Origin of the sequence: Escherichia sp. E3659, from assembly GCF_005781135.1 — a bacterium.
Lineage (GTDB): Bacteria > Pseudomonadota > Gammaproteobacteria > Enterobacterales > Enterobacteriaceae > Escherichia.
This window is the reverse complement of record NZ_VATQ01000006.1, coordinates 376,287-389,582: the sequence shown is the minus strand read 5'-3', so window position 1 is coordinate 389,582 and position 13,296 is coordinate 376,287. Positions and strand designations below refer to the sequence as shown.

The 13,296-nt window shown below is 47.0% G+C and carries 15 protein-coding genes; all 15 read right to left on the bottom strand.

What is annotated here, in order from left to right:
- Positions 1-2: 2 nt before the first annotated feature.
- The 15 genes from FEK47_RS07355 to FEK47_RS07280 all read right to left on the bottom strand — a co-directional run bounded on the left by FEK47_RS07355 (position 3) and on the right by FEK47_RS07280 (position 13,295).
- Positions 3-701 carry a phage minor tail protein L gene (locus tag FEK47_RS07355; protein WP_135486143.1) on the bottom strand — a complete coding sequence of 233 codons (699 nt, stop codon included), beginning with the start codon at positions 699-701 and terminating at the stop codon, positions 3-5.
- Complete coding sequence (locus tag FEK47_RS07350) at positions 701-1,039, bottom strand: phage tail protein (protein WP_000024051.1); 339 nt, start codon at positions 1,037-1,039, stop codon at positions 701-703. Before FEK47_RS07350 ends, FEK47_RS07355 begins: the two co-directional genes overlap by 1 nt.
- Positions 1,032-4,265, bottom strand: a complete 3,234-nt coding sequence (locus FEK47_RS07345) for a phage tail tape measure protein (protein WP_135486144.1) — start codon at positions 4,263-4,265, stop codon at positions 1,032-1,034. The genes FEK47_RS07350 and FEK47_RS07345 overlap by 8 nt, the downstream gene beginning before the upstream one ends.
- A gap of 69 nt (positions 4,266-4,334) precedes the next feature.
- A complete protein-coding gene (locus FEK47_RS07340) occupies positions 4,335-4,892 on the bottom strand; it encodes an Ail/Lom family outer membrane beta-barrel protein (RefSeq protein WP_135486145.1) in 558 nt (185 codons plus the stop codon).
- 487 nt (positions 4,893-5,379) lie between these two features.
- The gene (gene ydaY / locus FEK47_RS07330) at positions 5,380-5,739 is read right to left on the bottom strand and encodes a protein YdaY (protein WP_122984268.1); all 360 of its coding nucleotides are present in this window, start codon (positions 5,737-5,739) and stop codon (positions 5,380-5,382) included.
- A 150-nt stretch (positions 5,740-5,889) separates the two neighbouring features.
- Positions 5,890-6,852, bottom strand: a complete 963-nt coding sequence (locus tag FEK47_RS07325) for a phage tail tube protein (protein ID WP_016158348.1) — start codon at positions 6,850-6,852, stop codon at positions 5,890-5,892.
- A gap of 26 nt (positions 6,853-6,878) precedes the next feature.
- Complete coding sequence (locus FEK47_RS07320; protein ID WP_016158349.1) at positions 6,879-7,271, bottom strand: phage tail terminator-like protein; 393 nt, start codon at positions 7,269-7,271, stop codon at positions 6,879-6,881.
- On the bottom strand, positions 7,268-7,648 hold the full coding sequence (locus FEK47_RS07315) for an HK97 gp10 family phage protein (RefSeq protein ID WP_135486146.1): 381 nt from the start codon (positions 7,646-7,648) through the stop codon (positions 7,268-7,270). The genes FEK47_RS07320 and FEK47_RS07315 overlap by 4 nt, the downstream gene beginning before the upstream one ends.
- Positions 7,649-8,032, bottom strand: a complete 384-nt coding sequence (locus tag FEK47_RS07310; RefSeq protein ID WP_024234578.1) for a hypothetical protein — start codon at positions 8,030-8,032, stop codon at positions 7,649-7,651. It lies immediately after the preceding gene.
- Positions 8,032-8,427: a hypothetical protein gene (locus FEK47_RS07305; protein WP_016158352.1), complete on the bottom strand. Its 396-nt coding sequence runs from the start codon at positions 8,425-8,427 to the stop codon at positions 8,032-8,034. Before FEK47_RS07305 ends, FEK47_RS07310 begins: the two co-directional genes overlap by 1 nt.
- 3 nt (positions 8,428-8,430) lie before the next feature.
- Positions 8,431-8,643: a hypothetical protein gene (locus tag FEK47_RS07300; protein ID WP_135486147.1), complete on the bottom strand. Its 213-nt coding sequence runs from the start codon at positions 8,641-8,643 to the stop codon at positions 8,431-8,433.
- A gap of 42 nt (positions 8,644-8,685) precedes the next feature.
- Entirely contained in the window at positions 8,686-9,825 is a 1,140-nt protein-coding gene (locus FEK47_RS07295) for a P22 phage major capsid protein family protein (RefSeq protein WP_001526967.1), read from the bottom strand.
- A 98-nt stretch (positions 9,826-9,923) separates the two neighbouring features.
- Positions 9,924-10,688, bottom strand: a complete 765-nt coding sequence (locus FEK47_RS07290; protein WP_000770040.1) for a DUF6651 domain-containing protein — start codon at positions 10,686-10,688, stop codon at positions 9,924-9,926.
- A gap of 104 nt (positions 10,689-10,792) precedes the next feature.
- A complete protein-coding gene (locus tag FEK47_RS07285; RefSeq protein ID WP_105290208.1) occupies positions 10,793-11,905 on the bottom strand; it encodes a phage minor head protein in 1,113 nt (370 codons plus the stop codon).
- On the bottom strand, positions 11,889-13,295 hold the full coding sequence (locus FEK47_RS07280) for a DUF4055 domain-containing protein (RefSeq protein ID WP_138183150.1): 1,407 nt from the start codon (positions 13,293-13,295) through the stop codon (positions 11,889-11,891). Before FEK47_RS07280 ends, FEK47_RS07285 begins: the two co-directional genes overlap by 17 nt.
- Position 13,296 lies beyond the last annotated feature (1 nt).

Sequence of the window (13,296 nt, the reverse complement as noted above, 5' to 3'; positions counted from 1 at the left end):
GATTACTGCGAAAGTTTGTTAATGGAAAGGAAGCCGCCAAAGTTGCCGACGTTATTGCGAAACTTACAGCCGCTCAGGCATTTGCTGCATTTATCCTTCGTGATATCGGACGTCGGCTGGTCATATTCATCCGCGACAGCCGGACCGTTATAACCGCACTCATCACCGCGATAGCTCCAGGTGCAGGTGTTGGCCAGCATGATACGCCCCGGAAAAACAGCACCATCCGTTTCCGTCGGTGTGGACAACACAAAGGAGGCACTGACCGCACTCAGTTCGCTGCACTGCTCGATGCGCCAGCGGCTGATCACCTCCTGCTCCGGATCGGCGTCGCTGTTTCCGTTGACGAAGTTCACCGCATCCAGAAAACGGGCGTAAACCTTACGCCTGACCACCGTTCCGCCGACCAGACTCTGTAAATCCTCCACCATCCCGGTGACCATGCCGTGCAGGTTAGATACTTTCAGTGTTGGCCTTGCACTGGCACCTTTGCCGTTCATCTCAAATCCACCCCCCTGAATGGGATAGGCCTGATACTGCCGACTCTGCCAGGTGACAGACTCACCTTTTTCATTCTGCTCATTGCAGAAAAAGTAGCGATCCCCGCCTACCTCTGTCAGGTCGATTTCCCAGAGCACCACGCTGGCCGACTGCTCCGCCCGAATGCATTCATTCAGTGTTTCCTGTTGTATGTCCTGCATCAGATCACCACTTCGTCAAACTGACACGAAAAATCGGTATAGGTGATATGTTCTGTCGCTGACCACGTTCGACACACCACTCTGATTTTTCTGTTAATACCCGGCGGGCGCCAAAAAAAAGATTTATAGCCTTCATGCCGGGCTAAAAATTTTTCAAATGAATCACGTTCATTCGCCTCAACTTTGAAATCACAGGTGAAAACGCGCAGAGAATGATTAAGTCCATTTGGACTTCGTTGCTCATAACCATCGCCAAATCTTACAGTTTTTATCGATGGTTTATTTTCTGTTTTCATTCCATCCTCTGGTAACCAGTGAAATTCTTCCGTATTAGCCACTTAACATTCCCCCATCACGTCGCATATTTAACAGAGTGCCCTGTACCCGCTGATCAACCATCCCCATAAGTGCTTTTATTGCCTGAGGGCCAATCTCTCCATTCTGGCCGTCATTTTGAATAGTGATTTGGTATACAGGGGCATAGGTAATATCTCCGCCTCCATTACCACTTTTACTATTAATAGCTCTGACACCAAGAGAACCATCGGAAGTTCGTGTTAATGGCATAATGGCTTCCGGTCCAGCCTCACCAAAAACACCCGCCCCTTTTGCAAAAGCAAAAAATTGCGGGGAATCATAAATACCGTTCGAATACGTGCTCAATGATGGAGACTCATAAACACCGCCCTTTGCATTCGGAATAAATTTACTAATAGCACTCCCGATAGTTCCTAAAATCCCCCCAGAAGAACTGTTACTAATGCTGTCGAAAATCCCAGTAATTGAAGCCTTTAATGCTATTCGACTAAGATCCGAAATCACGGAAGTAGCGAAAGAACGAAAATTTGCCTTGCCTGTCGTGACAAAATCACCCAGCGCATCGGTCATCCCATCAAACATCAGAGTCGTGGTTGATTTTATCTGCTCACTGATATACTTAGTGTCATCCAGCCAGTTATTAAATCCCTGGGAGGCACCACTAACCCAGTCTCCTGCCTGAATATCGAGCTGCTCGTTTTTCTGTCTGACAATTTCTTTTTCTCGTTCCAGAGAGTCATTCAGAGCCTGCATTTTCTCCTGAAAAACATGATCTGACATTCCACGGGATTTATCTGCATAGTCACGTTCAAGTTGCAGACGCTGGTTGTTATATTCACGTTCAATCCGCAGTAATTCCTGCTGGCGTTGCTGATTTTTATCGCCAAGCCCATAACCAGCAATCTGAATATCATACCCCTGCTGACGATTATCAATCGAAGCCTGCAATGAATCACGCCATGCGGCTATTTCGGCGGATTCCTTGATTAGCCTGTTATTTTTTTCAATCGCAACATTTTTCTCCATCAACGCGCTTATTTCTTCCCGGTGTAAGAGAAGCGATTTCTGATCCTGGGTTAATTTCGATAACGGTCGTGACTCCAGGTCGGCAATCTGCTGACGCCACTTAACCAGTTCCTGTTCAGAGGAACTTAATTTAACGGTCAATTCAGCTTGTGAACTTAGTAACGCATTCTGTTGATTCAGATGATCAATCATTCGTTGAGCAGCATCATCCGAATAACCTTTCGCCTTTGGTTGCTTTGGATCTTTATAACGCTCATTTATTTGAGCGACAAGCTTATTATATTCTTCCTTTGAATACTGATTCTTTAGCTTTTCCAGTTTTGCAAGTTCACTGGCTCTCTGCTGCTCCCGAGTCTGATATTGTTTTGAAAAGGCATCTGCTTTCTGTCTGAGTTCAATTCCTTCCTGTTGTCGCTTGTTGTAATTGTTTATTGATGAATTTAGTACGTTCTGAGCAATTTTTTCTGATTGAAGTGCGCCTAATTGCTGTTTTAATTGAGCCAGCCTTTTATTTTGAGCACCACCATCTCCAATACCACCTACCCCGAAAACGCCTGGCCTGGTATTTTTTTCTATTTCATCAATTTGACGGAGAACATCTGAGATTTTTTGATCAAGAGATACCTCACGCCCAACAGCCAACATGGAATCCCATGCCCATTTTGCGGAGTCAGCGACGGCTTTCCATGCAGTCTCAAGATAACCAAGATTTTCTTTAATCTGGTTGGTGCGCTGGATCATTGAGGATGAGTATGCTTCCGTCGCAATGCGAGCAGCCTCCTGCTGGTTCCCTTCATCCTGCAGCGCCTTAATCTGGTTATAAGTCGCCAGTGTCAGAAAATGGTACTGATCATTAAGTTTTGATATGGAACTGACAGGATCCTTTGCAATTTCATTGAAGTCATTAACAAGTTGATCGGTTGCTATTCCAGTTAATTCACTCGTTTTTACTATCGCAGCCGTCACTTGCTCCAGCGAATTGCTCGCTACCTTTCCCGAACGCACAAGCTGGTTTAATACTGCCGCCGCAGCGCCAGTTGTCGAATCAGCTGCATCCCCGGCACGTTGAGCTATATCGGCCAATTGCCCGCTGGTTGTCCCCAACTGATTTCCGGTAAGAATAAGAGATTTATTAAATTCTTCCTGCTCCTGAGAGCCTTTATAGTAAGCTAGCCCCAGGACACCAACGGCTGCTGCGGCCAGGGTAAAAGGATTAATTAATCCCAGCACATAAGAACCAACACCTTTGATCGCCGGGCCAATACCACCGAACATATCTTTTAGCTGACCGCCCTGCTGCATTAACACCATAAACGGTGACTGGCCTGTGGACAATCCAACCACAATATCAGTCATTTGTGCAGGCAACATGCGCATAGCAAAAGCCGTTTGTTTTGCCGACATTCCGGTTTTGCTTAGCTGCGATTGAGTAGCCTCAAGCTCACTCCGCATAGCACGGAGTTTTCCTGAAAGCTCCTCATACATTTCAGGAGAAAGCATCCCCTTGGCTTTTGCTTCGCTGAGTTGCTTTTGCTGCTCTGTCAGGCGGTTAAAAGCTGTTCCGACAGGATCGAGTTGAGCAATCAGACGTTGCAAAGCAGTAACTTGTTCATCATGCGCTTTTGCTGCTTCTCGTTCTGCCTGAGCCTCTCCTGTTAGCTCTCGCCGCGTTTCCTGTATTTTTCGGCTGTAATTATCAAACTGAGAGCCATTTATTTGCCCGGATGAAAGTGCAGCATTAAGTTCATCCTGCTGTTGTTCAAGATTTCTTAGCGCCGCTGCCAGAGGGTCGATCTTGTCCAGCATTCTTTGAAAGGCCTGAACCTGCGCTTCCTGCTGGGCGGCAGCAAGTTTTCCGGCCTTCTCGGCTTCTCTCTGCGCTTGCGCAACCCCACTCAATTCCTCTGTGGTTTCATTAAGTTTACGGGCAAGAAATTCATATTCTTCTTTATCAATAAGCCCTTTATCGAAATATTTCTTTAATTCAGAATAGCGTCGACCGACAGTATCAATTGCGGCACCGACAGGATCAATAGCTGCTTTTAATTTTGCGAGCGCGTTCTTCTCATCTTCTGTTGCCTTAGTCACTTTCCCTGCACTGGTGGCAGCGTGTTCTCCAGCCTGCGTCATCTTTACTAACGCAGAAGACAGATTACCCACATTTTTCTCTGCTCCAGTGCTATCAATAATTATTGCGAGACGTGAAGTTTGCTCAGTCATTTAGTTATTCCGGACAAATAAAAAGCCCCGCTTGGGAAGCGGGGCCAGACAACAGAGGGGCGTGACTTATCAGAAACGGTAACCGATACCAGCCATCCAGGTACCGACTTTCACATCACCCAACTTTGAGTATTCATAAGATGCATCAATTACCAGGTTTGGCATTGGGTTAATCTGGAAACCAGCACCATACGCTGCAGAGGTTTTATCTGAAGATGCAGAAAATTCACCATCCCAGACATGAGCTTTTCCATATCCAAGACCAACCAGAGCATATGCACTCAGATAGTCATTAAAACGATAGGACGGTCCAGCTGTCACGGAGAAATAATCAAGATCTCCAGATGCTAATTTGGTGTATTGTGGTTTTCCTTGAAGATCGGGAACATAGCCATAAGCATCTTTGTTGTAATTGGTGTGCACAAAAGAACCTACCACACCCCAGTCGTTATTCAGTTCATAACGGTATTTAATATTAAAACCGTTCAGATCCTCGCTGGCACTATCAACTTTTGCATGGCTACGAGCATAACCAGCAGAAATAGTACTCTGCAGTAATTCAGCGTTTGCAATGCCAGTTGCAAACAAAGTTGAAACTATAATGGTAGCCAACACTGCTTTCTTCATAAAATTACCTTTTTTATAAAAACATTGTTACGACAGCAAAAATTAAGCTGTGCGGCACACATTAAAATACCGAGTATATTTGAAAGTCAACTATCAATTTCGCACTAAATCATATATGTGCATTAAAAATATACGTAATAATATAATAAAGTCGACATTTACTAAATATCTTATTCATCAAAATCGTCAGTTCGTGAAAAATAATTATCATCGAGTGCGAAAATCACGGCTTCGAATTCATCACCGTCTATTAATATCGGGTGTGCTTTTAAATAGTCGTGTATGTCAGATATTGACAAAGGTAGCGGAATCCCGGGCATGCCTGCATAACGCCTGGAACGAGACATTACTGAATACGCATACAATAACTCACGGACAACGGGGTCTATTTCTGGCTCCGGGAGCGGCGGCAACCTGAGTTTTTCTCGCTTCCATCTTGCCTTTTCACCCTTTTCTCCCCCGAACTCCGATAACCACCGCTGGGCGGCTATGGCTTTTTTATCGTATCCTGCTTCTGCTGCTCTTTACCTTGGGCGATGCTGGCTGCTTCTGCAAGGATCTGCCAGTACAACTCCGGATTCTGCTTAAGCAGCGCGATCCCTCGTTCTGGCGTATATTCCAGTGCAACCTCAACACCATCAACCAGTTCACCAACCCCTTTCCAGTCTTTCAGCAGATAACGAGCGGCATTATCAATGAGTAAATCATCAACAGAATCCACCTCGGAAACCTTTGCAATATCAAACTCCTTCGTTCCGACGTGCAAGCTGGCATCCATTTTCTCAATGTGGCGACGGATTAATGCATTACGGGAGCGATACTGATCGTTATCGCTGCTTGCCACCAACAGTTTTAACCCGTCTACAGGTTTTAAGTCCTTCATTGGGGTAAACCAGCGTTCTCCACCGATGATAATTTTCTGATTAAGAATAAACATCCATAACCTCATTCAATGCGCCCCCCTGTAGTGCAGTACCACAGGGGGAATAACGGAAAATCAACTAATCGCCTCAGCACTGGCTTTTGCGATCACGGCAGCCGGGGAGGCTTTTTTTCTGATTATCGTAGGTGCTTCATCTGCTGCGGTAATGCTCAATTGAACCTGGATAATGTCGGTATTACCCCCATCAGGCCATTCACCTGACACCTGAACCTTCGGGAAACTGAAAGTGTATGCCCCCTCTCCATTCGAAAGCGTGAAGCTGAACGGAACTGTTTCTCCAGTCAGTGTTTTACTCCAGATTTCCCACGCAGCTTTAGACCATGAAAGCGTCACCGTACCGGACGGTGTAAAAGTAGTCGGGATATTTGCTCCTGCATAAGGCGAGCCAGTGCCGATACAACGCTGTGTCTGGAGTTTGTTATCGAACTGAATATCAAAACTGTCGATACAAAAACCGTTACCTCCGGCAACACCATTCAGGCTTACTGCTGAAACCTCCTTAAACGAATAACGTAGCTTTCCTGCACTATCCACAGGTTCGCCTTTGATAAAATTCGTATCATCGGCCTTTGATTCCCAGTCCAGCCCGGCAAAGGTTACGGTCGCCGTAATATCGCCGTCGTTAGGGATCTGCATTTTCCATGAGCCAACCTGCGCTCCTCTGACAACAGAGGCAATTCCGACATCGGACGCATAGGTCGCCAGAGAAAATGTTATTCGCTCATTCCCCATTGTCAGAGAATCACCTGACCATTCCGCGCCGAAACAGGATGCAAGAAAATCATCATGTTGACCCCAGCGAAATTTGGTACCAACATCACCGCCAACATCCACAGTGCCAGGCGTCGCCCCCTGAGCCATCCGGGAGCCACCAATCTCATTATTTTCGCCTTTATTCTGGGTGGGTTTTACTCCCCAGCTTGTGCGTTTTAATAAACTCCAGTCACCACTTGCTGGTGTGGTGCCTGCAACTGTCTCCCGGATAAATGCCGAGATAACCTTTGCACCTGAACTCACAGGAGCCTCCTATGTCATTAATTGCGCTAGAGCGCGCGATATGGAATTTGAAGATTAAGCTGGAACCAGCCATTCTTTTCGCCAACGGTTATTGAGGAAACAGCCTGGTAACTGAGACGGTCGTCATCCTGAAACTCAAACAGTTCCCGCAATTTATCGGCTGTCTCAGTAATGAGTTTTGAACCAGAACCTGCGGGGACAAATAACTGAATAATGATTATCCCCGTGCGATAAACAACCGGCCCCGCGCCAATTTCATTAACTCCAGCCTGCCCGGGAATATTACTTAAACGCGCCCAGATTAACTTACCGGAAGGATCGAACGTTGGCCCGTTCGGATACAATACGTCTTTTCCATCAATAACCGTCTGTGCCGTCATTCTGGAAATGACCGTATTTCTGATTTCAGTAAACGTCATTTGTAAGCCTGTAAAACACCATTAAAAGCGTTGGCATACACGCCTGTTGGCGCTTGTTGTGAATGACCGTTTTCAAGAGCCTCTGCATAAGGAAGGTTATTCTGGATATAAATAATTCCGTAATTTGCAGCTTTCGAAATAACCCCGATCCCACGCTGAACCGCAATCGTACCGTTCGGATCCACGTTATCAGATATACCAAAATCGGGATACTGTAACGACACAATGTTGTTATTTCTGAAACGCCCGGTATCAACCGGAGCAGCAATATCAATAGCAGTAAGAATCTGAATAGCGATGTAGCGAATTTTCAGCCCCACATCTTCCTCAATCATCCCGGCAAATATTGACGGTTCGATATCCCATGCCTTTGCCATTTACGCTCTCCTTAACTGGATTGAGTAAACTGATGCGGAAGGATCTACACTCGCTGTAATTACCTCGTATCGTTGCAACTGCCTTGATACAGAATCATAAATCTCAATAATATGGCCGACAGCGGGTTTATCCGTAACCTCGCATACCAGAGCAGTTAATTTAAGGTCACCATGCAAAATATTAATCCCATCAATTCTGCCCAGCTTATAACGCGTCAACACGCCTCGCCCGGTATAGGTTGCTGTGGATTCGCCGCCAGTTTCAGTCACAGGATCCCAGTTCCGGTGTGTAACGTAAGAACCAGAAAAATCACTCACGACGTCTGCTAAATCCTCATCAAAAGCAGCGGCAACCTCTGACTGAATCTCTTCACGAAGCCCCATCATCCCCCCCTCACAACCCTGACTTGTGAGCGACTAAGTCCGTACGGTTTCAGCAGTGCTATCGCAAGCTGTAAATCGGGTTCAAGCAATGCAGTGCTGTTTGCTGGCAATTCAGCAAATGATTTCGATACACTGACCCCGTCAGCCGACACGGCTTTACTGATAACAACGCCAGAATCATTTTTCTGCTGAAACAACTTACCGACAGAGGCAATTCTGGCTGCATATGCTCCCGCAAGTTTTACCTCTTCCGGAATACGGGATGGGTTAATTTTCAGGCTGAAGCCATTAAGCCAGGCATTAGCCATTAAAACAGCTTTATTTTTAGCGTTCTCACTCGTCCAGGCGTTCCCAAACGCATTATCAACGTCATCACAGGTCACGTAAGTGATCATGTGTTACTCCTGAGTTTTCCAGCCCAGAGCCTTCCAGTTGTCAACTTCATCAGGATGAACATTAGCGATAGTTGGTGCACCGGGAAACATCTGATAATCGGTCACCATAACCACTAACTCAATTTGCGTTTTTTGTGGCTCCTGAATTTGCTCCACCACTGCATTTTTTTGCGCGGCTTCACGCTGTGCTCTTTGCTCTTTAGTTAATCCGGCCATATACCCTCCATTAAAAATGGGGCCGAAGCCCCGTTTGGATGTTTAACCAAGAATCAGACAACCATGTGCCGGTTTCACTGACGAAACACCCCATGCCAGTCCAACTTCATAGCGCACCTGGCGATACTGACGATACAGTGCAATCTGGAACGTAATCCCTGAAATCGGGTCCGTAACATTCATTACATCATCAGCATTATCGCCACCTTCCGGCATTGCCGGAGTACGGGATGCCAGCAGAAACGCGTTGCGATCAAACGCCATATTTGCAGTAAAGGAGCCAACAACTGTGATTGCAGTATCATCGGCCAGATCCTGACGTAGTCCCGGCGCTGCAAGAGTAATCAGATTGCTGGTCGCTGCTGCCACAACATACTGATTCGGATCGCCAGCGAACGTAACAATCTGACCTGCAGAAATACTCCCCGAACCAGTATCAATGGAAATAAGAACATCGCCTTCTTTTTTCTCGCCATTCACTAGATAACCAGTTGCAGCAACCTTTGGCGCTCGTTTTACACCTGCCGAACTGTGAATATTGAATCCCTCCAGACGCCCCAACACGCCCTCACGCAGTAGCTGTTCAGTGCCGGATTCATTCACTTTAAACAATACAGACTGTTTTCCGCGCAAATTAGCAATGGCAGTGGAACCAAGCACCATCTGCAGATCTGTTGTCGGTGCGCCGTTATCCTCCAGAACCTGACGAGCCAGAGCAGCATCAGAAAGATCATCTTTAACACCAAATGGCGTTGTCCCTGCGGTTCCCACGGCGCGGGAAGCACCGAAATACAACGCACCAAGATCAGCCTCAACCTCGTTTGCAAGGGCGCGAAAAGCCTGCTTGAACTGATCAGCCAGAATGGTGTTGTAAGTCCCTGAAGGGCCAAGAGCCAGTTGTTCTTCACCATTCCATTTAACCGGCGCCATTTTGGATTTAGTAATTTTTACATCAACAGTGCCAATATTTTGATCACCGGTATTCGGAGCTGACGGCCCCGGTACGATATCTTCGGTTTTCGCCTCAGGCGCAACTGGCGCGGTTACCGTCTGATCTTTTGCTGCGGCGTCAGCTTTTGCGTTTTTTGCTACCGCAGGGATAAAACCCACCTGCTCACGGGATACAACATCCAGGGCGGTGTAAATAGTCGGGATCAACCCGGTCAGGGTATTTCCAGCCATAATTAAATATTCCTTAAAAATTTGCGTAATTGTGTATGGATTGAGTAGTGAGCTATCCAGCCCTGACACCAGCTCCCATCCGGAAGCTGGCAAATGTATTAATCAACGATTGTGATACCGTCTTTCAGTGCGTTTTGCTTACCTGCAACATCCAGTGCATCAAAAGCAGAGCGTTTCATCGTTTTCTGACCAATATCATGCTGTGTTGGACGGGAACCGCCGCCATTGTTGCCACTGGCTTTCAGGATGTAGTCTTTCTGAGGGTAATTTTCGACGAGGAACTCCAGCGCCTCATCAAACTGCGCCAGTTCTCCTGGCTTCGCGCGGGAATAAATTTTGTTGCCGGAAGCGTCATAAGCAACGATCTTCCCTTCTTCCACTTTGAATGCCTGTCCGAAGCGGGCTTGTAATAAATCTGCCGGGATCGCAATTTTATCGGCAATATATTTTGAACCCGCAAAACTACCGCCAATCATAGAATCGTAAAGCTGCTTCTCCAGCATCTGAGAGCGTTGCTTTTCTTCATCTAATTGCTGCTGAAAATTTTTCGTAATTTCTGCCTTAACCTGGTCAACCTGTCCCGCATCGATCAGCTTTTTCTGGTCGATTTTTGACAGCATTTCCAGTGCCTCAATCGCCTTCTTCGGGTCTTCGATAGCGGCAAACTTAGCCAGTTTTTCCTCTGCAGCTTCTTTAGCCAGGCGATGATTTTTTGCCTCGCCATTAAGCTCTGTAATTTTTTTTGTCGCCAGCGGTGCATCGAAGCCGATTTCTTTACCATCGTCGTGCACATAGACTGGCAGGCCAGCAGTATCAATTTCTGCGTATTGTTTTCCGTTAATCTCGACCGTTTTCAGTTTCATATTAGTACCTGGTTTAAGTCTTCCGACAGTTACGCTGCTCACCATCCGGATCGCAGCAATAAAAAAGGCCACCCGAAGGTAGCCTGTTGTAATAAATGATTTATTTAAATCCCTGCTTTTCTGAATGCCTGTGCATCACGCTCTCGGAGTTGCTTCAGCGTCAGCCACTCGCCTTTATCGGTGTAAAATTCATCTGGCGACATACCACCATCCCGAATCAGCTTTGCCCGGGTTTCCCCCACAATCTGTTTTTGTCTGGTGTAAGGCTGGCGCAAAAACCATTCCCTGTAGGTTGTATCTCCGGCCACCACGCCATCCATGCTGGCCCGCTCAGCCGGGGAAATATCACGAACATCAATACCCAGTTCCTTCGCTGATTTCAGAATGAACGTTTCCGTTGAGCGACAGCAGAAATGAATTTTCCCCGGCCCCTGCAAATAAGGCACGCTGTGACCTACAGGTTTATTATCCAGCGTATATTTGAGGCGATCCCTGATTCGACATTGTGGCGTAGTACGATTATCAAGCGTTGATAACCATTGCTTACCCTTAATCAAATCATTATTCGCGCTGGCAAAACTCTCACGGGCAGTAGCAGCAAGATGTCCAACCGCTGTTTTTGCAATGCTGGCCGCATTAGCCCGACTCATCTGCAATGCACCGTCCTGAAATCCCTTACTGACATGTCCCCGAATTTTTCTTGCGATCTGCTCATTGGTATCCCCCAACAAAAAACCCTGACGCACCGTATTTGTTATGCGTCTGAGCCGATCCGCCTCAAGATCTGAGGCCCACTCACTGAGCAGTCGTCCCTGGAATGGTCGCGCCATTGCAGCGGCATAAAGTGCATCAGGTGAGATACCAACCAGAGGGTGAACATCAGCAACAAAATCAGGTAGCAGAGAATCAAACAGACTTAACTGATAACCAGCCTCATAAACTGCCAGCTCGTTCAGCTCTCCGGAGAGACTGGTAAACATACTGTTAATCGCAGCGCGGTTAACCTCTCTGACACTCGCCAGAAGTGACTCTAGGCGCGTAACGGTAAAACTACCTGGATCGAGGCTGTCCAGAGCCACCAGCAGGCGAGCTGTAAGCTCCGCATCACTGTCATTCAGTGTTTTCACCATTCTGGCAGCCACACCAGTGCTATAGCGGGATACCCAGACTGCATGAGCAATTGATTCATCACGCAGCCGTTCATTCACGGTTTGCATCATTGATATCCATCAGCATCACACTCTGATTTTTTAATTCATCGATCACTTCCTCTGGACGGGAATCCTGATCAATAAATTTCAACGCCTGCAACACCCGAACCGCATCAATCTGACGTATATCACCGCCCTGACGCAATGACTGAACAGCCAGCGCGGAGGATGAGTCAAACACCTGGGCAGATACATCCAGTTCAGTGCGCACATCCACATTGCCGCCGCAACTCTCTCCGATCCATTCCGCCATTATCTGGAGAATATTATCGAGGGCATCTTCGAGGGAGTTCGCCATTGTATAAAGCGGCGAGTTTTCCTGCATCCGCTCTTCATTAGTCTGATCAACAGATTTGGTGGATGTATTTTCAGCCCGCAGAAGTTTAGCGCCGGCATGACGCATCTGATTTTCCAGCTTCTCCAGTGAGGTTTCGCCAGATTCTATCGCTGCCCCACTATGTTCAACATATTCGAGGCCATTTTTTGTTCTGTCCTCAAAAATCGTAGCGGTGGATGCACCAACCGTCAGTTCTTCATTTCTGTCCAGCCCGTAGGCCACCAGCAATGGGACGCGGGCAACATGAAGAATATTGTCCTGCTCGCTCTGGCTTTGCCAGTGCTTGATATTCAACAAGCCAAGATTAAGCAATGGCGGTGTACCACGCATAAACCCGATGCGCTTCGTGTACAACGTAACCAGGGGAATATCATCACGGCTGGTATCCCATGACTCGTGAAGCGCCCAGACAGATTCGCCATTAGTACCTTCGCTGCGTCGATAAATTTCAACGCGACGGGGCATAATATGGCGGATCTGCTCCACCTTCTTCTGCCCGAAATCATCACCATCAACAATGATGACCTCTTTTATACGCAAATCAGTAAGAACAACTTTCCCTTTTTCAACTTTCGATTTCCATCCAATAACCTGGCGTGGATTCAGCATCGTAACGTATGGGCGACCACCAGCCGCATTTTCATCGGCTTTTGTCCGGATCTCCTTCATATCCGTTCGTGGATAGTCCACCAGCGCATGTGCCACACCATACTGAAATGCGAGGCTGAAAAATTGCTGCGCCCACACATCCAGTCGGCTCCCCTCCATGTCGATATTTTCTGCATATTCCCTGATTTTTTCCGGCGTTTCCTCACTCAATACTGTCGGCTCTGCAAATATGCGTCCAATATTTTGCTTAATGCTTTCTTCATACACAGGAAGTAGCGTAGCCACAGACAGGCGTTTTTTATAAGCGTCTTCATCTTCGTTAGGCCATTTGGGGAGATAAATTCCCCCCTGCCTGCGCATTTCAAGCGTACCGCCCATCAGTGCGTCATTAATATCCCACGCCTCCAGCATATCGTTATAGTCGAGGTTGGGTGTTGATATATCAGCCATA